Consider the following 21,890-nt stretch of genomic DNA (forward strand, 5'->3'; position numbering starts at 1 on the left):
GGATTATGCTGCAAAAAGTCAGTGATTATGCACAACAGCTTTATAAAATGCATGTTCCCAACAGTGAAATCGAGGAAACCAGTCGCATTTTTGAAGTTTTACCGGAAACAGCGTCTCAGTTGTCTGACCCCACTGTTCCTTTGGAAAATAGACTAGCTATAATCGACAGTATTTTTCCTACTGAAGTAAGAGATATTTTAAAAGTTTTATGCCAGAACGGCTTGTTAAGCTCCTGGATGGATATTGCCGATGAGTATCAAAGAGTTTCCGAAGAGGAAGCCACGAAGTTAAGAGTTCGTCTGCGTTATGTAACTAAACCGGAGGAAGAGCAGTTAAAGCGAATCCGGACTTTTGTCTATAATAAATACCATACACGCAATATTGAAATGAGACTCGAAGAGGATGCTTCCTTAGGTGGAGGCTTTATTCTTGAGGTGGGCAATGACCAGTATGACTGGAGTACCAAGGGCAGAAGACAACAGTTCCTTGATGAAGTAATGAGTAAGCGTCTCGGGGGAAGCAGTCAGGATATCTTGAGTATCCTGCAAAGCTCGGTAGACGATTTCGACCTGAAGGCGGAAAAGAAGGAAATCGGTTTTGTCAGTTCCGTAGGAGACGGCATTGTGGTCATCAACGGACTGGACCACGCCATGTATGGAGAGGTTGTTGTATTTGACAACGGTGTCCGCGGTATGGTGCAAAATATAGAAAGAAACCGTATCGGTGTCATCCTCTTTGGAGATGAAGAGGGAATCGTGGAAGGCAGTCGTGCCGTTCGTACTAATAAAATGGCGGGGATTCCTGTGGGGGATGCCTTCCTTGGCAGAGTAGTGGATGCTTTAGGAAATCCGATTGACGGTGAGGGAGAAATTGTTACCAGAGACTACCGTCCGATTGAGCAGCCTGCTCCGGGAATCATTGACAGAAAAACGGTCAATGTTCCTTTGCAGACCGGTATTTTGGCGATTGACTCCATGTTCCCAATTGGTAGAGGACAGAGAGAGTTAATTATCGGGGACAGACAGACCGGAAAAACATCCATTGCAATGGATACCATTTTGAATCAAAAGGGGAAGAACTGCCTTTGTATTTATGTGGCTATCGGACAGAAGGAATCCACCATTGCGGCGCTTGTTGAAAACTTAAAGAAGCATGATGCCATGAGCTATACCTGCGTCCTTGCGGCGACAGCGGCCGATCCGGCACCGATTCAGTATATCGCGCCCTATGCGGCAACCTCCCTTGCGGAGTACTTTATGTACGAGGGGAAGGATGTGCTCATTGTTTATGATGACTTAAGTAAGCATGCGGTAGCTTACCGTGCGCTTTCCCTTCTTTTGGGAAGAGCCCCCGGTCGTGAAGCCTATCCCGGCGATGTATTTTATCTGCACTCTCGTCTGTTAGAGCGCTCCTGCCGCCTTTCCGACGAGCTTGGCGGAGGAAGTATCACCGCTTTACCGATTATTGAGACCCAGGACGGCGATGTATCCGCTTATATCCCGACCAATGTCATCTCCATTACGGACGGACAGATTTTCCTGGAGAGTAACCTCTTTTTTGAGGGACAGCGTCCTGCGGTCAATGTAGGACTTTCCGTTTCCCGTGTAGGCGGTGCGGCACAGACGAAGGCCATGAAGAAGGCGGCCGGATCGCTTCGTATCGATTTGGCGCAGTACAGGGAGATGGCGGTATTTACCCAGTTCTCCTCCGACCTCGATGAGAGTACAAAGACACAGCTTACGCAGGGAGCAATTCTCATGGAGCTCTTAAAGCAACCCCTTGGAAGACCGCTTTCTTTAGGTGAGCAGGTGGTAACTCTTGTTCTGGCTCTTCATAAAGAGTTTTTGGATGTAGATAAGAAAGAGGTAAAGAGTTTACAGAATCGGATTCTTCAATATTTTGAAGAGAAAGAGCCGGAGATTTTACGAAATATTGAGATTTCCGGAATGCTTGCAGACGACCTTGTAGAGCAGATTATTTCCGTTTACCATGACTTCCGGAAGAAAGAGGCGGAAGAACAATCATAAAGGAGGCATATTTTGCCTACAACAAGAGAACTAAGAGACCGAATCGGCAGCATTGATAATACGATGAAGATTACCAATGCGATGTATCTGATATCCAGTACGAAGATGCGTAAGGCGAAGGCGGAGCTGGCCCAGACGGAGCCGTATTTTTATACTCTGCAGTCGATGATTGCGCGTGTTATGCGACATTTGCCCGAAGACTATACCCACCCCTTTCTGGATTCCAGAGAAGGGACAGCTGAGGGAGAAGGCAAGGTTGCCATCATCTGTGTTACGGCGGATAAGGGTCTTGCCGGTGCCTATAATCACAATGTCATTAAAGAGACGGAGGAGCTTTTAAAGCAATATAAAAATACCCGACTTTTCGTTGTCGGCGAGATGGGGCGAAGTTATTTTCATACAAGACGGATACCGATTGATGAGACCTTTCGCTACACGGCACAGAATCCGACTTTGCATAGAGCGAGAGTCATTACCAGAAGGATGCTGGAGCTTTTTCAGAATAGAGAAATTGATGAGCTTCATATTGCTTATACCAGGATGAAGAGTTCTTTAGAGATGGAAAGTCTTGAGGAGCAGCTTCTGCCCTTGGACAAGTTGCACCCGGTTTTCGTAAAGGTGCCGATTACGGCAAATTATGAGGCCTTTCGCATTTTCCCCAATCCGGATGCGCTGATGGAAAATATCATTCCGGACTACTTAAACGGCTATATCTACAGTGCTCTCGTGGAGTCTTTCTGCGCAGAGCAACATGCAAGAATGACTGCCATGGATTCAGCGAATCGAAACGGAAATGAACTAAAGCAGAAGCTTCGTATTCAGTACAACCGTGTGCGTCAGGCACAGATTACGCAGGAAATCACGGAAATTGCTGCAGGAGCCAAGGCACAAAGGGCTGCAAAGGCGAGGAAAAAATAGGAAGAGAGGAGAAGGGTAGATGCAAACAGGGAAAATCGTACAGGTTATGGGTCCTGTTGTGGATGTGGAATTTATGGAAAATCCGCTTCCTACCATTAAGACGGCTCTCACGGTGGATAACCACGGAGTAAAGTCGACCATGGAAGTGGCAGACCATTTAGGAGACAATACGGTTCGCTGTATCATGTTATCCCCCAGTGAGGGCTTGGAAAGAGATATGGAAGTGCAGTCCACGGGAAGAGGAATTGCCGTTCCGGTAGGAGAGGAAACTCTCGGAAGACTCTTTAATGTATTGGGAGAGACCATTGACAGAAAAGACCCGATTACTACCGAGGAAAGATGGGAAATTCACAGAAAACCGCCTGCCTTTACCGAGCAAAGCCCGGTTCAGGAGGTCTTGGAGACCGGAATCAAGGTCATTGACTTAATAGCCCCCTATGCGAAGGGCGGAAAGGTCGGCTTATTCGGCGGTGCCGGTGTAGGAAAGACGGTCCTGATTCAGGAACTGATTCGAAATGTCGCAACAGAGCATGGCGGATATTCCATTTTTACCGGTGTGGGAGAACGTTCTCGTGAGGGAAACGACCTCTATAACGAGATGACGGAGTCCGGCGTTATCAAGAACACGGCGCTTGTATTCGGGCAGATGAACGAGTCGCCCGGTGCCAGAATGAGAGTGGCGGAGACGGGGCTTACCATGGCGGAGTATTTCCGGGATGTGCAGCATAAGGATGTGCTGCTCTTCATTGACAATATCTTCCGTTTTGTACAGGCGGGTTCAGAAGTTTCCTCCCTCCTCGGAAGAATGCCTTCTGCAGTAGGCTATCAGCCGACCCTTGCCTCCGAAATGGGACAGCTGCAGGAGCGTATTGCATCCACGAAGGCCGGTTCCGTAACCTCTGTACAGGCGGTTTATGTGCCTGCGGATGATCTTACTGACCCGGCACCGGCGACGACCTTCGCACACCTTGATGCCACAACCGTGCTTTCCCGTAAGATTGTGGAGCAGGGTATTTATCCGGCGGTGGATCCGCTGGAGTCTTCTTCCCGTATTTTGGAAGAAGATATCGTGGGAAAAGAGCATTACGAGACGGCGCAAAGCGTGCTGCAGATTTTACAGAAATACAAGGAATTACAAGATATTATCGCAATTCTCGGTATGGAAGAGCTTTCCGAGGAAGATAAGCTTCTCGTGTATCGCGCTCGAAAGATTCGTAACTTCCTTTCTCAGCCCTTCTTCGTGGGAGAGCAGTTTACCGGTGTTGCCGGTCGCTATGTTCCCCTGAAAGAAACGATTGAAGGTTTTAAGGCCATTATTGACGGAGAAATGGATCAGGTTCCGGAGCTTGCTTTCTTCAATGTCGGGAATCTTGATGATGTAAAGAAGAAGGCGGAAAGCTTAAAGAACTAAAGGAGTTCCGTATGATGCGAGGAAATGAAGGCTTGTTCAGTGCAAAGGTTATTGCAACGAACAAGGTCTACTATGACGATAAACTTCGGTATCTGAATGTCCGCACACTGGACGGACAGATTGGCTTTATGGCGCACCATGCCCCCATCGTCGTTGCGGTGGAAATCGGGGTTTTGGATGCGCAGAAGCCGGATGGCTCCTGGGTGCATGTTGAGGTCGGGAAAGGTATTTTGCAATTCGCCAATAACCGTTTAACGCTTCTTGTGGATACTCTGGAGACCAAGGAGGAGATGGATATTCGAAGAGCCGAGGAGGCGAAGGAAAGAGCCGAAGAAGAGCTTCGACAGAAGCAAAGCTATATGGAATATAAGAAATCACAGGCCGCACTTGCAAGAGCCTTGGGAAGACTGGAATTTTATAAGAAGACCTATTTATAAAGGAGAAAATATGCTTAGTCCGAAACAAAAAAAGTCGATTACCGCAGTGATTGTTCTTGTTTTAGCCGCTCTTATGGTGCTGGGGATGGTTTTGACACCGCTTCTCGGCAGGATGTAGTCATTTAGCCAGAAAGACTGTTTATAGATTGCGGAATCCAAGCGAGAAGAAAGCCAATCGTAGGAAAAGTAAAAAGCGAAATAAAGGATGAATAAAGAAGAATCTCAGAAAAAGATAGAGGATCTTGTTTTACTGGGCTACCCGGGGCTCTCGGGTAGCCGCTTTCTATGGGAAAAAGGGAATGCACTTCCCTTTTCCGAGCGCTTTCAAAAAGAAGAGAGAAAGCGAATCGAGGACTTGCCCCGCCTTTTTTGGGAGGAGGAAAGTCTTTCTTTTTCTGCAGAAAATATTTACCTTTTTACAGATAAGGAAAGAAACGGAGAACCTGTCCCTCTTTATGAGGACGACGTCCGGGCCAAGGAAAATGCGGGAGAAATAAAGAGGGGGAAGGTAGAAGATTTGTTTCCGGGGTTTGTTGAAGAATTTTCCGTTACGGAAGTTTTGCCTCTTGGAAAGGGAGGGATTCTTTCCGGCCTGGGGGAAATCGGAGGAGGCGGTTTTTCCTTTTCCTACAGGAAGATTTCCTTCTTGCAAAGTACCATTGAGCTTTGTGAGCATTTTCAGATTTCCCCGTATGCCCTTCACTCGAAAGGTGCCTTCCTCCTTCGCCTGGAAAAGGGAGAAGACTTTGCCTGTCTTGCAAGAGAAAAGGGAATAGAGGCGAGCTGTATCGGCCGTTTTCATGCAGAAAAGAAGCGGATTCGAAAGGATGAATACGGAGAGTCCTATCTTTACAAGCAGGAGACCGACAGTCTGGAGGAGATTTTCACAAAAGAAGAAATAGAGATACCTACATAAAGAAGAGAGATACTTACATAAAAGAGGATCGGTTATACTTGCGTAAAGAAGAAACAGAGATGCTTGGATAGGGAGTCGTTCGACTTCCTATCTTTTTACCCTGCGGGCTTGATAGCTATTGGTATATTGGGTAAAATAGGAGAGACATAACTCTGCTTGATTTGTTTGATAAAACGGAAGAATGGAAAAGACTATGAGAGAAAGAATTTTAAATATCATTGAAAAAAATGCGAAACTCAGTACAGAGGACATAGCAGCTCTTTTAGGAGAAGACCGGGAGAGAGTGGCTGCAGAAGTTGCGGCAATGGAGAAAGACGGTACTATTTGCGGCTATCATGCTCTGATTAACTGGGATAATACAAAGGATGAGCGTGTGGATGCCTTGATTGAAGTGAAGGTGACTCCGCAAAGAGGAATGGGCTTTGACAGTATTGCAGAGCGCATTTACCAATATGAAGAAGTGGATGCGCTCTATCTTATGAGCGGAGGATATGACTTTACGGTGATGATTAAGGGCAGAACCATGAAGGAAGTGGCCAATTTCGTTTCCATGAAGCTTGGACCGATGGAGTCTGTGCTGTCCACTGCAACGCACTTCGTTTTGAAGCGTTATAAGGATCACGGAACAAGACTCAGTGTAGCAAAGTCGGATGAAAGAATGCAGGTATCCCCATGATGAGAGAACTGAATCCTGAAGTCCTTGCGATAAAACCCAGCGGAATCCGTAAGTTTTTTGATTTGGTATCGGAAATGAAGGATGCCATCTCCCTGGGAGTCGGGGAACCGGACTTTGATACGCCCTGGCATATTCGGGAAGAGGGAATCCATTCCTTGGAGAAAGGACGAACCTTCTATTCCTCCAATGCCGGACTTATGGAGCTTCGTGAAGAGGTCAGTCGTAAGGTGGAAAGTCAGCACGGCATAAGCTATAACGCAAAAAATGAAGTGATGATTACGGTAGGCGGATCGGAAGCCATTGACCTGGCTATGCGGGTCATACTGCTTCCGGGAGATGAGGTTTTGATTCCGGAGCCCTGCTATGTTTCGTACTTGCCTTGTGCCAGAATGGCGTATGGCGTACCGGTACCGATTCCACTGGAAGAAAAGGATGAGTTCCGCCTGACAGCGGAGAAGCTGGAAGCGGCTATCACGGAGAAATCGAAGCTTTTAATCCTTCCTTTTCCGAACAACCCTACGGGAAGCATTATGGAAAAAGAGGATTTGGAGGCAATCGTTCCTCTTATTTTGAAGCATAACCTCTATGTTCTGACGGATGAGATTTATGCTTCTTTAAGCTACAAAGGAAAGCATCATTCTATTATTGAATTCCCGGGAATGCGAGAAAGAACGGTTTATATCAACGGTTTTTCCAAGGCCTATGCTATGACCGGCTGGAGGCTTGGCTATGCTTGTGCGGAGGAGCGGATTTTAAAGCAGATGTTAAAGCTCCATCAGTTTGCCATCATGTGTGCGCCGACCACCTCCCAGTATTCCGCAATAGAGGCGTTGCGAAACGGAGATGCCGATGTAGAAAGGATGCGCGAAGCCTATGATGAGAGACGACGCTTCCTCTTATATAATTTTAGAAAAATAGGCTTGGATTGCTTTGAACCTTACGGCGCATTCTATGTTTTTCCGTCTATCAAGAAATTTGGACTTTCCAGTACGGAGTTTGCGGAGAGACTCTTGAAGGAAGAAAAGGTTGCGGTAGTGCCCGGAACCGCATTCGGAGATTCGGGAGAGGGCTTTATCCGTATTTCCTATGCGTATTCCCTGGAAAATTTGAAGATTGCCATGGAACGAATTGAGCGTTTTATTCAAAAATTAGAAGTGAAAGCATAGATAGAGGAGCAAGGATATGGCTTGGTACGATGGTGCGATATTTTACCACATTCTCCCCGGAGGAATGTTTCCGGAGACGAAGACGGAGAAATCTTCCTTTCTCCGTCTGGAAGAACATTTGCCCTATCTGAAGGTTTTAGGTGTGGACGCGGTGATATTGGGGCCCCTCTTTTCGGAAGATCCTCTTTGCTATGGAGCAAAAGATTTTACAAAGATTAATCCTGCCCTAGGCACGGAAGAAGAGCTTTGTCATTATATTAATTTGGCGCACAATATGGGATTAAGAGTACTTTTCGATGAGGCAGTACTCTTTAGTAGTAGAGCATTTTTTGCCTTTCGGGACCTTCTTGAAAAAGGAGAAAAATCTCCTTACAAGAGTTGGTACAAAGATGTGGACTTTACCGCATCTTCTGAAGGCGGAGATGCTTTTTCCTATTCTTCCTGGAAAGAGCTCGAAAATTATCCGCTTTTTAATTTCGATGATGAAGACCTTAGGATGTATATTGTAGAGCGAATCAAGGAGTGGATCAGTCGTTATGACATTGATGGGATTCGGCTTGCCCATTGTACGTCTATGGACATCCATTTTCAGAAATCCCTTCGCTATTTTACAGGCCAGATGAAGCCGGAGTTTTTCCTTTTAGGAGATATCAAAAAAGGAGAACTGGCTCGCTATATCAATGCGGAAACTTTGCAGTCCGTATGCAATTATGATGTGTATCGCGCTATTGTGAAAGCCTTTAATGAGAAAAATTTTTATGAACTTGTTTCAGGACTTGGAAAGAATCCTGAGCTTCTCCTGCAAAGTAACACGTTTTTAGAAAATCCCAGAACCGATAGAATTGCGACAGTTTTGGAAGACCGCAATAATTTATATGGTGTATATACCGCTCTTTTTGCTCTTCCCGGAAGGGTGGCTTTGTACTACGGGGCAGAGTACGGCTTATCGGGTACGAAGGAGGAGGACGAAGAGGCGCTTCTTTCCCCGAGCTTTACAAAGGCGGAATATACGCCGGACGCTTTTACCAGTTATATTGCCAAGCTTGCGGAGATTCACGGGAAGAATTCGGAACTGCAAAACGGGGGATACAAGGAAATCTATTTGGATCATCGCCTTTATGCCTTCCTCCGAACGGACGAAAACAGTGGCGTTCTTACGGTACTGAACAATGATTCCATGGATCAATTTATCCGTCTTCGCATCCCGCTTCGGGCAAGACTCGCCTTTGACCTTGTGAATCAGGATGAGGTGGAAATCGGCGATGACGGAAAACTTAGAGTCTTCTGTCCTGCTCATAGCGGAAGGCTGATTAAAGTAAAATAAAAGACCGGATGTTATTCTGGACGAGTATCGTTTGCGAAGCGCACGGGATTTCGTTTGGAAAGGAATATGGCGGGGACAGGCTAAATGACTTTCCGTGCCCGCAGGGATGCGATATACTGGAGAGAACACGGAAGCCTTGGGCAAAGGAGGCAATTATGGATAGATTTTTTTCGGAATTGGATCGTTATCTTTTCGGAGTGGGAAGACATTATCAGATTTATGAGAAAATGGGTGCACATCCCTGTACTTTTGAGGGAAAAGAAGGTGTGCATTTTGCTGTATGGGCACCTCATGCCAAGGCTGTTTCCTTAGTATCCGACAGAAATGGCTGGAATCCGGAGGCAAATCCCATGATTCGTGTGGAAGATTCCGGTATTTTTGAATGTTTTGTTCCCGATATGGGGGAAAATGAATTATATAAGTATGCGATTCTGACACAGAAGGATGAGTGGATTTATAAGGCGGACCCCTACGGATTCTTTAGTGAATTCCGTCCGGGTACAGCCTCCGTTACGACGGATCTGACGAATTTTTCCTGGAATGACAAGGCTTGGATGGAAGCGCGTAAAAAGAAAACATGGATGAAAGCCCCATGATGATCTATGAAGTGCATCTCGGTTCTTGGAAGAGAGAGGGAAATCCTGAGAGAAACGGCTTTATCAGTTATCAGAAAGCCGGGAGAGATCTTGCAGAATACTGTAACTATATGGGGTACACGCATGTGGAGTTAATGGGTATCGCAGAGCATCCCTTTGACGGCTCTTGGGGCTATCAGGTGACGGGCTATTATGCGCCGACCTCCCGCCACGGCAGTCCGAAGGACTTTATGGAAATGGTGGACATTCTGCATGAGGCCGGCATCGGAGTCATTCTCGATTGGGTACCGGCTCATTTTCCAAAGGATGCGCATGGCCTTGCTGATTTCGATGGAGAAGCCTGTTATGAACATCCGGATTCCCGGCTGGGAGAGCATCCCGACTGGGGAACGAAGATTTTTAACTATGGGAAAACCGAGGTGGAGAACTTCCTGATTGCCAATGCTCTTTACTGGTATGAACTCTATCATATTGACGGCCTTCGAGTGGATGCGGTGGCGTCCATGCTTTACCTCGATTACGGAAGACGTGACGGAGAGTGGCTTCCCAATCGTTTTGGCGGAAACGGAAACCTGGAAGCAATTGAGTTTTTCAAGCATTTGAATTCTATTATTCGTAAAAGGGAAGATGGCAGCATGATCATTGCGGAAGAATCCACGGCTTGGCCAAATATTACGAAATCTCCGGAGGAAGGAGGTCTCGGCTTCCATTTTAAGTGGAATATGGGATGGATGCATGACTTCTTGGCGTATATGAAGGAGAATCCGCTTTATCGTTCGTACCACCACAATCAAATGACCTTCGGTATGAGCTATGCGTATTCGGAGAAGTTTATCCTTGTCCTTTCCCATGATGAGGTAGTACATCTGAAGCGATCCATGATTGAAAAGATGCCCGGGATAGAGGAAGAGCGCTTCCAAAATCTGAAGGCAGGCTATTTCTTTATGCTGGGGCACGCCGGAAAGAAACTTCTTTTCATGGGACAGGATTTCGGACAGTACAGCGAATGGAGCGAGGCACGTTCCATTGACTGGTACCTGTTGGAAGAGAAGGAAAACCGTTCTCTTCACAATTTTATGCGAGATTTACTTCACCTATATCGGGAATATCCCGCTTTTTATGAGGCCGATTATGAGTATGAGGGATTTTCCTGGGTCAATGCGGATGACAGTTCCCGCTCGATATACAGCTTTATTCGAAACAGAAAGAATCACTTTGTCATCGGAAAGTCCGGAGAAAAGGCAGCAGGGAAGAATAATGGTAAAGAAACGGAGACAGGAGAAATCATAGAAAGTAAGGGAACAGATGGTAAAGGACTCAATAGAAAAGGACATGAAGAAAGTCTTCTTTTCGTTGTGAATATGACTCCTGTTGAAAGAGCGGACTACTGGGTTGGTATGCCGAAGTCGAAAGAGGTGAAGCTGCTTTTTACAGAAGAAGGAAAGGTCAAGGAAGAAAAATATTTTCCCGTAGTAAAGGGGGAGTGTGACGGACGGAACTATCATCTTGCTTATCCTTTAAAGGGCTATGGCATAGCGCTATTTTCCTTTGTGGAAGAAGAGGAAGACAGAGAGGCCAATACAAAACCGTGCCCGGAGGAAGATTCGATAGAGAAGAAGGGAAGGGATGAAAGGAAAGAGAAGACACGGCAGGGGGAATTGGTGGCTAAAAATTCTCGGACAGCATAAGAAAAGCACGGAAAAGGAAAAATTCTTTCGTTCTGCGCTTGCGGTTTTAGCCGTTTTCTTTACCTTTGCGCTTTTAATTTTTCTTTATCGAAAGCAGAATGTATACCGCTGGCATTTCCCGAAAACGGTTCTCCAGCATAGGGAAATGCTGGAAAGGGTAGCGAAGGAAAAAGGTTTAAGTTCCGACCTCGAGGTTCTGTATGCGATTATGAATGTAGAGTCCGGAGGCAGGCTTAGGGACGTTATGCAGTCCAGTGAGTCCATGGGACTTCCTGTAAACACTTTGGATACGGAAGACTCTATCGAGCAGGGGCTAAGCTATTATAAGGAGCTAAAAGAGAAGACGAGGGAGCTTTCTTTGGATGATAAGTCGCTTTGGCAGGCCTATAACTACGGAATCGGCTTTCTCTACTATGTGAAGAAACATGGCGGACAGTATCAGGACAGCCTTGCGGAGGACTTTGCCATGGAGCAGTCCGGCGGTAAACTTGTAGCCTATAAAAATAAGCTTGCCATAGCGGAAAACGGCGGTTACCGCTACCAATACGGCAATATGTTCTATGCCAGACTGATAGAAGAAAACATTCTGCGAAACAGGGAGAAAAATAAAATGGAATTCAGTATCGTAAACAAGATTCTTATGACGGTGAGCGGAGTTCTCTTTTTATACATTATGTTGCTTGAGACCTTTATGACGGACAGCGAGAGTACGGCTCGCGTGTTCAAAATGACGGTCAGAGATTTAAGGGGAAAGAACCTGAATACCCTCTTTAAGAATCAGGGAATCTATAACGGCCTATTGGGAATTGCCCTTCTTTACGGGACGTACAGACCGGGCGGGAACATCGAACTTTCCGTGGTGATTTTAAGTATGATGTTCCTTGTTGCGGTCTACGGAGGGCTCAGTTCGGATAAAAGCATTCTCTTAAAACAGGGAGGGCTCCCCTTTTTAAGCCTTGTGAGTCTGTTTTTACGGTGGTAAAGCCAAGGTTGTAGGAGGAGAAAGAGTGCAAAAAACGAACTGCTATAAAAAGAATGACCTCGTTGTTTTAGAAATTACAGACTTAACGGAAGAAGGCCAGGGCGTCGGAAAGTGCGACGGCTTGGTTTTTTCGTGAAGGGCAGTGTGATGGGAGACGTGGTAGAGGCTAAGATTTTAAAGGTGAAAAAGAACTATGCCTATGCCAAGGTAGAGAAACTTCTGGAAGCATCCCCTTATCGCGTTACACCCTTCTGCCCTGTTGCGGGAAAATGCGGCGGTTGCCAGTTGCAACATTTGTCCTATGAAAAAGAGCTGGAATGGAAGGAAGATAGAATCGCCCAAAGCCTGATTCGTATTGCCGGCATTCCGGAAGAAGAAGTGCACGCGAAAGGAGAGGGAATCCTCGGGGGAAAGACCGAGCGATATCGGAATAAAGCCCAGTATCCGGTGCAGAACGGGAGAGGAATTCGAGAGGAAAAAACAGTAGGTGAAAGAGTTTTCGAAGAAGGCAAGAAGGGTTCGGAGAAGGAACAGGACAGTTATAATTCTTTGCACATAGGATTTTACGGCTTTCATAGTCATCGCATTATCGAAACCGAGGACTGCCTGATTAACAGTGCAGAGAATTCTTTGATTTTAAGGTGTATTAAAAACTGGGCAAGAGAATATCAAATTTCCGGCTATGAGGAAGAAACGGGAAAAGGCCTGCTTCGGCACATTTTCCTGAGAAAGGGCTTTTCTACCGGAGAAATCCTGCTCTGCCTTGTGTTAAACGGAAAGAGCCTGCCCCATGGAAAAGAGCTGTGGGAGAAGCTACGGGGGCTTTCGTTCCGTGCTGAGGCAGGTGGTTTACAAAGTGAAGTAGATATTTCTAGGGAGATGGATGCAGAAAGTAGAGCAGAGCTGCACTGTGGAGTGGACACACAAAGTGAAGCAGAGGTGCATTGTGGGGAAAATAAAAAGATTCCGTCGAAAATTGTCGGTCTTTGTGTGAATATCAACGAAGGACATGGCAATGCCATCTTGGGAAGAGAAACCCTTTGCCTTTACGGAAAAGATAATATAGAGGATAAAATCGGGGAGCTTAGCTTCTCTATTTCCGTGCCTTCATTTTATCAAGTGAATCCCGTGCAAACTGAAAAAATCTATGGGAAAGCTCTTGAATATGCAGCCCTTACAGGAGAAGAAACCGTTTGGGACTGCTACTGCGGAATCGGCACCATTTCCTTATTTCTCGCGCAAAAGGCAAAGCAGGTTTACGGACTGGAAATCGTTCCGGAAGCCATTGAGAATGCCAAGAAAAATGCAGAAAAGAACGGTCTCTATAATACGGAGTTCTATGTAGGAGCCGCTGAAGAAGTTCTTCCCAAGTGGGTGGAGGAACAGAAGAGGGAGCTGAGTGCGAAAGGAGCAGACTGTGGAATCGGAGACCTAGTAGATGTGGTTTCCTTGGACCCTCCCAGAAAGGGTTGCGATGAAGCCTGTCTTTCCGCTGTATTAGAGTTAAGCCCAAAGAGAATTGTCTATGTAAGCTGTGATCCGGGAAGCCTGGCGAGAGATATTAAGTATCTAGGAGAAGGTGGATATAAGCTGGAGAAATGGGTGGGAATAGATAATTTCCCCAGGACAGGACATGTGGAGACTATAGCGTTGCTACAAAAAGAGGAATCGTGAAAATCCTCCATTTTAGGCAGTTTTACAAGCATTTTGTCTTTGTAGAAAATCCTGATGGAGGAAGAAAAAAGCTCCTCAAAAATTATGCCGATGTGAATGTTTGTATTGATATGGTGTGTGGAGATACAAAGACTGATTTTGAAAGAGAGGACTAAGTAATGTTAAGATGGATCATCAAGATACTTTTGTTTCCAATCAGCCTGCTATTAAGTATCCTAATAGCTTTTCTAACATTTTTGCTCAGTATAGGAACTGTATTGCTATACTTTCTCATGATATTATGCGTTGTAGGAGCGATAGCTTCATTTATCCAAAATAAAACTATATTGGGCATAGAAGCATTGTTTTTAGGATTTTTGTTTAGTCCCTATGGGATTCCGATGCTTGGTGCAAGTATTATTGCATTTCTTCATGTGGTCAACAAAGGGATAAAATCAATCTAAAATATTTCATCAATGGTGGCAAAAGACGATGGTAACAACTATCGTCTTTTTTCTTTGCAAATTTTAGGAAGAAGGGAGGGAGGAGGAATGGACTTTGACTATTTCTATAACAGGGAAGCAGAAGGCTTTAATTTTTTGAAAGTGCCGGAAATATTAGTGGAAGGAGAAGAGTTTCAAGGACTATCCGCAGAAGCCATTTTACTCTATGCAATGCTTCTAAAAAGGGCAGGTATGTCTTATAAGAACAATTGGCTGGATAAGCAAAATAGAGTTTTTATTTACTTTACCGTGGAAGAAATCATGAAGAAAAGGCATTTATCGAAACCGACTGCGATTAAGCTATTAGATGAATTAGATAAAAAGAATGGAATAGGACTGATAGAAAGAGTCAGGGTCGGTCTTGGAAAACCCAACATTATTTATGTAAAGGACTTTTTAAGTATGGTACAAGAAAAATCGGTAGTACAGAAGTTCAAACCTTTAACTTCTGAGGTAAAAAATATTGACTTGAGAAGTAAAGGAAATGAACTTCAAGATGTAAAAAGTCTTAACCCTAACTATATAGATAGGAGTAATAGTAATAATAGAAAGAGAGAATATAGTTTTCTGGAAAATGGACTTGGAAGTTTTCAAAATGTCTTTTTACAAGAGAAGGACAGAGCTGAATTGGAGCTTCTGCTTAATGGCCAGCTAAACAACTATATTGAGCGGTTGTCGGCATATCTTAAGAGCAGTGGAAAGACTTATAAAGACCATAAGTCAACTATCCTTTCCTGGTTTTATAAAGACCAGGGAAATAGGAGGTGTATTAAAGCTTCGAACATTCCCAGTTTGGAAGAATACGATAAAGGAGAGCATTTATAATGAGTGAAATGAAAAGGACCTGGATTGAGGGCGTGGAGTATTCCTACGATGCAAATGAAGAATATGAAAAGGACGGACATATTTACTGTAAGACTTGCCATGAAAGAAAAGACGGGAAGATTTTGGAGTTCTTTGGTGGAAAGATGATCTGCCGTATAGCCTGTCATTGCGACAAACAGAGAGAGGAAAAAGAAGTAGAGAGACAGAAGCAATTGGAAATAGAACGTCTCAAGAGTAGTTGTTTTAGTTCCAGAGCTGAATGGGAGTACAGCTTTGAGAATTATCAAGGAGAAGAAAATCAAAGTCTTCTTATTGCCAAGAACTTCGTGAAGGATTATGAGCAAATGAAGAAAGAAAATGTAGGACTTCTTTTTTATGGTTCTGTTGGAAGCGGAAAGACTTATCTTGCCTGTTCTATCGCCAATGCTCTAATAGAGCAGTATCAAATTACGGTGAAGATTCGGAATTTTTCGCAGATTATGAATGAAATGCAAAAATGTGGTTTTGACTTTGATAAGAATGCCTATATTGAATCTTTGGTTAATACTTCCGTACTGATTTTAGATGACCTGGGAATTGAAAGGGACACAAGCTATGCTAAGGAACAGGTGTACAACATTGTGAACAGCCGGTACTTAAGAAGGAAGCCGACCATATTTACCACGAATCTATCTTATGACACTATTCAAAACTGTATTGAAAGTGTGGAGTATCAAAGAATTTACTCAAGAATTATAGAGATGTGTATTCCGATTATGGTTGTGGGGCAGGACTACAGGAAACAAATTCAAAAAGAGAAGCTTTCTCGAAACAAAGAGCGATTATTGAGCGGAGGTGAAAGAACATGATCAATGAAGAAGTATCCGATAAAACCCTTAACTTAGAAATAAAGGCAGCTAAAATCACTGCAAAACTGATTATTCAGCAGATAAAGAAATTACTAAAAGAAGCTAAAAAATTTGGGGGAATGGAGAAATTTGTCGGCGAAAAGGGTAATGAAGTGAAGCTTAAGGACTTGGTTCAGAAAGGACAGCTAGAAGAAATTGCCATTGGAGAAACAGAGCTTAAAAGTCTGAAAAAAGAATTGAACAAATATGGTGTTAAGTTTTCTGTTATGAAAGATAAGAAGACAAAGCAGTATTCCCTATTTTTTCAAGCAAAAGATGTAAAAATTATGGACAAGGCATTTAAAAAGGTCCTGGCAGACTTGGAGAAAAAAACGGAAAGAAAGGAGTCCATCCATAAGAACCTTGAGAAGTTCAAAGAAATGGTGAAGAACATTATTTTCAAAGATAAAATCAAGAATAAGCAGAAGGAGCAGAGCCTATGATAGATAAGATATTAAAGGACATCAAAGGCTTATTTAAGGTGCAGGATAAGGTAAAGTTTCTAAAGCAGAATATTCCCTATCTTGCATTTTTCTATTTAGGAAACATCTTTTCAAATCATGTAAGAAGCTATGTTGGAGGAGATGTGATAGATAAAATATTTCAGGGGATATTGGAGCTTAACACAATGAGCTTTCTTCCGAGTATTCATCCGGCGGATATTTTAATAGGTATAGGAGTGGCTGCTTTAATCAAATTCATTGTCTATACAAAAGGGAAAAACGCTAAAAAGTTTAGGCAGGGAAAAGAGTATGGATCGGCAAGATGGGTTGCATAATATTAACTGAACAGGAGTGATATATAGACACAAAAAAGGAGGATAACGCCATGATGGAATATGCAACCAAAATCACAGCGCTATACTCCCGCCTTTCAGTTGGTGATGAGGACAGGGACGGTGGTGAAAGCAACAGTATTGTAAATCAAAAGGCATTTTTAGAGAGATATGCAAGACAGAACAAATTGATGAACATTCGCCACTATATCGACGATGATGAAAGCGGTAGGTTCTTTGACCGCTCCGCCTATACACAGATGATAAGCGATGTAGAAAGCGGAAAAATCGGCATTGTCATTATGAAAGATATGACAAGGTGGGGACGAGATTATCTCCAAGTGGGAAACGCTATGGAGATATTTAGAAGAAACAATGTACGCTTTATTGCCATCAACAATGGTATAGACAGCCAAGACCAAAATACATTAGAATTTGCACCCTTTATCAATATCATGTCAGAGTGGTACGCAAGGGACATCAGCAAGAAAGTCAAAACAGGCATTAAGACCAAAGGAGCAAGCGGAAAGCCTGTTGCAACAGAAGCCCCCTACGGCTATATAAAAGACCCTAACAACAAAGATTTTTGGATAGTCGATAAAGAAGCTGCCGAAGTCGTAAAACTCATTTTTAGACTGTTTATGGATGGGAAAAACAGAAATCAGATAGCCGTTTACTTGAAAGAGAAAGAAATACTAACCCCAACCTTTTATATGAAACAGCAAGACAGAGGAACGGCGAAAAACAGAAAGCTGAATGAAGAAAACCGTTATAACTGGAACAAAGCAACCCTAACACACATACTGAAAAGGCAGGAGTATTGTGGCGATGTAGTCAACTTCAAAACCGAAAAGCATTACAAAGACAAACGAAACCACTATGTAGATAAAGATAAGTGGCAGGTAATCAAAAATGTGCATGAGCCAATCATAGATCGAGCTACTTATGAAAATGTACAACGGAGATTAAAAAACGCACCTGTAAAAAGACCAAACGGAGATGGAGAAATCCACGCTTTATCCGGACTGATGTACTGTAAAGATTGTGGTACAAAAATGCACATCCGTACCATACACAAAAGCGGAAAAGTGCAACATGTAACCTATTGCAGTGAATATGCCAAAGGAAAATCCAAACACCCGAAATGCCATTCTCCCCACCGCATTGATGTCGATGATGTGATGGAAACCATTACAGAGGTTTTGCGAAAGATAGCACAGTATTCATTGGCAAATAAAGAAGAATTTGAAGCATTGGTAAAAAGCAGTCTTGCCAAAGAACAGACAGAAGAAATCAAAAAACAGAAAAAGCGTATCCCACAAATCAAAGACAGAATGGAACAGATAGAAAGAGTTATGAATAAGCTGTATGAGGATAATGCACTGGGAAATATCGAGCCGAAGCGTTATGAGCAATTATCGGGGAAATATGCAGAAGAATATTACAGCTTAAAAGCAGAACAGGAGCAAATAGAGGAACGCTTATCCGAATTTGAAAACGCCAACCAAAGAGCAAAGAACTTTATCAAACTGGCAGAAAGCTACTCAGATTTTGAAGAACTTACCCCCACCGCCATCAATGAATTTATCAGTAAAATTGTAGTGCATGAAAGAGATGTCAAAAGAGCAAAATATGCCGTTCAGCGTATCGAAGTGTATTTCAACTATATCGGAAAATTTGAAAATGAACTTACAAAAGAGATAGAGCCGACAGAACAAGAAATGATACAGATGAGGGAAGAAATCGAAGAAGCCAAGAAAGAAAAAACAAGAGCATATCACAGGGCATATTCCAAAGAATACCGATCTAAAAATATTGACAAATTCAGAGAGTATGAACGGATAAAAGCACGAGAATATAGAGCAAGAAAGAAGCTACAAGCGGTAACCTAAAATTAAATATCAATCAAAATGAAAAGAGGTTTCCTAATTACAGGAAATCTTTTTTTGTGCAAGTAAAAAGGAGGAATTGAATGACAGAAAAACAAGAAGCACAGACTAAAGATGAACGAGCCATGTCCCGAAAACCTGATGGCATTTTAATAAAAAAGATTAGAGGAAAGACCTTTGTAAGCGAGATATATTTTGATAAAGAGAGCAAGGATACCTTTCAAGATAGGCTGTTAAAGATAGTGCAAGCGGAACGGAAAGAATAAAGGAAAAAGATAATTTTTGTATCTATCTTTTCTATTATTTTTCTGTATGTCCTGATAAATTCCTGAGGGCAAGTAGGAAATCTGACAGTGGAAAAAAACCATTGAAAATGGCATAATACTTTCAAATGATTTATAGAAAAATTAGAATTTGAAAGCGAGGTGAGTTCCTTTGAAAGAGTATATTGGGAGTTTAGAAAAAGAATTTTCTTTGATAGAAAATGGTTTCAAAGAGGAAGAAAAAAGAGCCTTAAACGATTATAAATCTAATGATAAAGAATATGTCAAGAAGTTGGCATTTTTAGCTTATAAATCTCACACATATCAAGTAAGAATGTACGGCGTATTTCTTTTTGGATACTTGTCAGAACAAAATGATATTCTGGCATTTATGAGAGATGAAGTTTCTAAAGATGATAATTGGAGAGTTCAAGAAGTATTAGCAAAGGCATTTGATGAATTTTGTAAAAAGACAGGGTATGAAAAAGCACTTCCAATCATTGATGAATGGTTAGAAAATAATAATTCGAATACGAGAAGAGCAGTTACAGAGGGGTTGAGAATATGGACGAGTAGACCATATTTCAAAGATAATCCGAATGAAGCTATTAGACGAATTGCCAACTTAAAAGAAGATGCGAGTGAATATGTTAGGAAATCAGTAGGAAATGCTTTAAGGGATATTAGCAAAAAATTTCCAGAGTTAATTAAAGTTGAACTTAATAACTGGAAGTTGGAAAGCAAAGAAATAAATCAAGTGTACAAGTTGGCAAGTAAACTTATTAGCTGACAACTCCCAGTTTTTATCTAACTTAAACAACTAAATACAAGCTGTAACATAGCAGTTCACAAAACAGTAAATCAAATCGGTTTACTGTTTTTTCTTTGCTCAAAATTAGAAAGAAAGGAAAACAGAAAATGAAAAACATAGATGAAAAAATTTTAATGGCAGAAGAAGAAATCAAGCAGTTACAAAACAAAAGAAAAAAGCTCATCAGTCAACAGAAACAGGAAGAACGAAAAAAGAGAGATAGACGCATTTATGAAAAAGGAGGAGTCTTTGAAAGTATCTTTACCGAAAGCAAGGATTTTACTAAAGATGAATTTTATCAGCTAATCACATTTCCGAATATAAAAGAAGAAGTCAATCAAAAAATCTTAAAAATCATAGAGAAGCGAGGACAAGGCGAAAATCAAAATACAGAAATGCAAGAGGAAGTAACGGGAACAGAGGAATAGTCCCTTGTTTACAAGGGCGCACATATACACCTTAACAGGTGCGTGCGTTCTCCGAAGGCTCTTAGCAGAGGGCATATCAGCTAACGCTGATACAGGGGGAGCTACACTCCCCTACGGAAATAAATTTCCTACCCCTTGTGTACTTCCCAAAAGAAATCGGATAAAAAGCTATCCGATTTTTTTAGGAAGTTCTATCTATCTCCACCATAACCATATCAGAAAATGGAAAGGAGGTTTTTTACTATGGCGATATATCATCTTTGCATAAAGATTATTTCAAGAGGTAAAGGCAAAAGTGCAGTAGCAGCTTCCGCCTATCGAAGTGGCGAGAAGATAAAAAACGAATATGACGGTATAGTCCATGACTTTACAAGAAAAGGTGGAATAGCCCATACAGAAATTCTTTTACCACAAAATGCACCACAGGAATTTTCAGATAGAGGGACATTATGGAATAGTGTTGAAAAAATAGAAAAGAGTAAAAACTCACAACTTGCAAGAGAAATTGAAGTAGCCTTACCCAAAGAATTAGACCGAGAGAAACAAATAAATCTTGTACGAGAATATGTAAAAGAAAATTTTGTAAAAGTAGGTATGTGTGCCGATATTGCAATACATGATAAAAATGATGGAAACCCACATTGTCATATATTACTTACCATGCGACCACTAAACGAGGATACAACATGGGGAGCAAAATCAAAAAAGGAATATATCCTTGATGAAAACGGAGAAAAAGTAAAACTCAAAAATGGAAATTACAAAACACGAAAAATCAATACAACAGATTGGAATGAGCAAGACAAAGCAGAAGAGTGGCGAAAAGCATGGGCAGATATCACAAACAAATATCTTGAAGAAAACAGCATACAGGAGAAAGTGGATCATCGCTCTTATCTAAGGCAAGGAATAGAACAAATACCGACCATTCATTTAGGAGTATCAGCAACACAAATGGAAAAGAAAGGCATATCCACAGACAGAGGATACATCAACAGAGAAATCATACATCAAAACAAGATATTAAAAGAAATCTCAAGAAGAATAAAGGCATTGCTAAATTGGATAAGGGGAATTGGAAAAGAAGAAAATACAGAAAATGAAAATACAAAGTTCACCCTCCCACTCAAAGAAAATTTGCAGTCAATCTTTGAAAATCTTATCCGTGAAAATGCAGATAAGAATAATGCTGATTTAGAAAAATATATTGAGAGTTATCAGCTACTCAAAGATAAAAATATCACTTCATTATCCCAGCTAAAAGAAAGTATAGTTACCTTACGAGATAAGAATTACAAGACCACAAGAGCCTTAAAAGATACCGAAAAGAAAGTTGATGATAAAACAAAACTCATAGACCAGTCAGAAAAATATTTGAAGCATAAGGACACCTACAAAGCCTATACCAAGACAAAGAAAAGCAAACAGGGGAATTTTTATAACGAGCATACGGCAGAAATTATTTTATTTGAAAGTGCTAAGAAATATTTGAAAGACCATTTAGGAGAAAGTAAAACCTTAGCCATCAGTAAATGGAAATCAGAACTTGCCACTTTGAAGAAAGAGAAAAAGAACCTATACAGTCAAATATTGGAGATACGAGAAGAAGTTGAACAGGCTGAAAAAGTTAAAACCTGTATAGAGCAAATAGAGGGACACGAAAAGCGACTATCACAGGTAAAGAGGAATGAGTTAGACCTATAAAACTAAGTGAA

The 21,890-nt window shown here is 42.3% G+C and carries 19 protein-coding genes and 2 pseudogenes; all 21 read left to right on the top strand.

Going from position 1 to position 21,890, the window contains the following annotated elements; translation table 11 throughout:
- The first annotated feature begins 5 nt into the window (after positions 1–5).
- The 21 genes and pseudogenes from atpA to mobQ all read left to right on the top strand — a co-directional run bounded on the left by atpA (position 6) and on the right by mobQ (position 21,879).
- On the top strand, positions 6–2,027 hold the full coding sequence (gene atpA, locus HMPREF9124_RS00940) for a F0F1 ATP synthase subunit alpha (RefSeq protein WP_009427840.1): 2,022 nt from the start codon (positions 6–8) through the stop codon (positions 2,025–2,027).
- Between the two features lie 12 nt (positions 2,028–2,039).
- Positions 2,040–2,945, top strand: coding sequence for an ATP synthase F1 subunit gamma (gene atpG / locus HMPREF9124_RS00945; RefSeq protein WP_009429840.1), 906 nt, complete (start codon positions 2,040–2,042; stop codon positions 2,943–2,945).
- A gap of 19 nt (positions 2,946–2,964) precedes the next feature.
- Entirely contained in the window at positions 2,965–4,356 is a 1,392-nt protein-coding gene (gene atpD / locus HMPREF9124_RS00950; protein WP_009429180.1) for a F0F1 ATP synthase subunit beta, read from the top strand.
- An 11-nt stretch (positions 4,357–4,367) separates the two neighbouring features.
- Complete coding sequence (gene atpC / locus HMPREF9124_RS00955; RefSeq protein WP_009428699.1) at positions 4,368–4,793, top strand: ATP synthase F1 subunit epsilon; 426 nt, start codon at positions 4,368–4,370, stop codon at positions 4,791–4,793.
- Between the two features lie 205 nt (positions 4,794–4,998).
- On the top strand, positions 4,999–5,709 hold the full coding sequence (locus tag HMPREF9124_RS00960; RefSeq protein WP_009428903.1) for a hypothetical protein: 711 nt from the start codon (positions 4,999–5,001) through the stop codon (positions 5,707–5,709).
- 193 nt (positions 5,710–5,902) lie between these two features.
- On the top strand, positions 5,903–6,385 hold the full coding sequence (locus HMPREF9124_RS00965) for an Lrp/AsnC family transcriptional regulator (protein ID WP_009537715.1): 483 nt from the start codon (positions 5,903–5,905) through the stop codon (positions 6,383–6,385).
- On the top strand, positions 6,382–7,551 hold the full coding sequence (locus HMPREF9124_RS00970) for an aminotransferase class I/II-fold pyridoxal phosphate-dependent enzyme (protein ID WP_009427891.1): 1,170 nt from the start codon (positions 6,382–6,384) through the stop codon (positions 7,549–7,551). The genes HMPREF9124_RS00965 and HMPREF9124_RS00970 overlap by 4 nt, the downstream gene beginning before the upstream one ends.
- A gap of 16 nt (positions 7,552–7,567) precedes the next feature.
- On the top strand, positions 7,568–8,875 hold the full coding sequence (locus HMPREF9124_RS00975) for an alpha-amylase family glycosyl hydrolase (RefSeq protein WP_009429841.1): 1,308 nt from the start codon (positions 7,568–7,570) through the stop codon (positions 8,873–8,875).
- Between the two features lie 155 nt (positions 8,876–9,030).
- A pseudogene (glgB, locus tag HMPREF9124_RS00980) lies at positions 9,031–11,159 on the top strand (1,4-alpha-glucan branching protein GlgB).
- Positions 11,098–12,141, top strand: coding sequence for a DUF1304 family protein (locus HMPREF9124_RS00985; RefSeq protein ID WP_036597510.1), 1,044 nt, complete (start codon positions 11,098–11,100; stop codon positions 12,139–12,141). Before glgB ends, HMPREF9124_RS00985 begins: the two are co-directional and overlap by 62 nt.
- Before the next feature lie 111 nt (positions 12,142–12,252).
- Positions 12,253–13,815, top strand: coding sequence for a 23S rRNA (uracil(1939)-C(5))-methyltransferase RlmD (gene rlmD, locus HMPREF9124_RS00990; RefSeq protein ID WP_009428875.1), 1,563 nt, complete (start codon positions 12,253–12,255; stop codon positions 13,813–13,815).
- A gap of 158 nt (positions 13,816–13,973) precedes the next feature.
- Positions 13,974–14,258, top strand: coding sequence for a CD1845 family protein (locus tag HMPREF9124_RS00995; RefSeq protein WP_036597513.1), 285 nt, complete (start codon positions 13,974–13,976; stop codon positions 14,256–14,258).
- A gap of 87 nt (positions 14,259–14,345) precedes the next feature.
- On the top strand, positions 14,346–15,122 hold the full coding sequence (locus HMPREF9124_RS01000) for a replication initiator protein A (RefSeq protein WP_036597886.1): 777 nt from the start codon (positions 14,346–14,348) through the stop codon (positions 15,120–15,122).
- Positions 15,122–15,970 carry an ATP-binding protein gene (locus tag HMPREF9124_RS01005; protein ID WP_009429299.1) on the top strand — a complete coding sequence of 283 codons (849 nt, stop codon included), beginning with the start codon at positions 15,122–15,124 and terminating at the stop codon, positions 15,968–15,970. The genes HMPREF9124_RS01000 and HMPREF9124_RS01005 overlap by 1 nt, the downstream gene beginning before the upstream one ends.
- Positions 15,967–16,452, top strand: coding sequence for a PcfB family protein (locus tag HMPREF9124_RS01010; protein ID WP_009427731.1), 486 nt, complete (start codon positions 15,967–15,969; stop codon positions 16,450–16,452). The genes HMPREF9124_RS01005 and HMPREF9124_RS01010 overlap by 4 nt, the downstream gene beginning before the upstream one ends.
- A pseudogene (locus tag HMPREF9124_RS01015) lies at positions 16,449–16,778 on the top strand (VirD4-like conjugal transfer protein, CD1115 family); the annotation flags it as partial. The gene HMPREF9124_RS01010 and the pseudogene HMPREF9124_RS01015, both read left to right, overlap by 4 nt.
- A gap of 59 nt (positions 16,779–16,837) precedes the next feature.
- The gene (locus tag HMPREF9124_RS01020) at positions 16,838–18,676 is read left to right on the top strand and encodes a recombinase family protein (RefSeq protein WP_009427735.1); all 1,839 of its coding nucleotides are present in this window, start codon (positions 16,838–16,840) and stop codon (positions 18,674–18,676) included.
- Positions 18,677–18,756: 80 nt separating this feature from the next.
- The gene (locus HMPREF9124_RS01025; protein ID WP_009428460.1) at positions 18,757–18,939 is read left to right on the top strand and encodes a transposase; all 183 of its coding nucleotides are present in this window, start codon (positions 18,757–18,759) and stop codon (positions 18,937–18,939) included.
- A 169-nt stretch (positions 18,940–19,108) separates the two neighbouring features.
- Complete coding sequence (locus tag HMPREF9124_RS01030; RefSeq protein WP_009429000.1) at positions 19,109–19,726, top strand: DNA alkylation repair protein; 618 nt, start codon at positions 19,109–19,111, stop codon at positions 19,724–19,726.
- A 128-nt stretch (positions 19,727–19,854) separates the two neighbouring features.
- Entirely contained in the window at positions 19,855–20,175 is a 321-nt protein-coding gene (locus tag HMPREF9124_RS01035) for a DUF3847 domain-containing protein (RefSeq protein WP_009429568.1), read from the top strand.
- 243 nt (positions 20,176–20,418) lie between these two features.
- A complete protein-coding gene (mobQ, locus tag HMPREF9124_RS01040; RefSeq protein WP_009428357.1) occupies positions 20,419–21,879 on the top strand; it encodes a MobQ family relaxase in 1,461 nt (486 codons plus the stop codon).
- Positions 21,880–21,890 lie beyond the last annotated feature (11 nt).

The organism is Oribacterium sp. oral taxon 108 str. F0425, from assembly GCF_000214455.1.
Classification (GTDB): Bacteria; Bacillota; Clostridia; order Lachnospirales; family Lachnospiraceae; genus Oribacterium; species Oribacterium asaccharolyticum.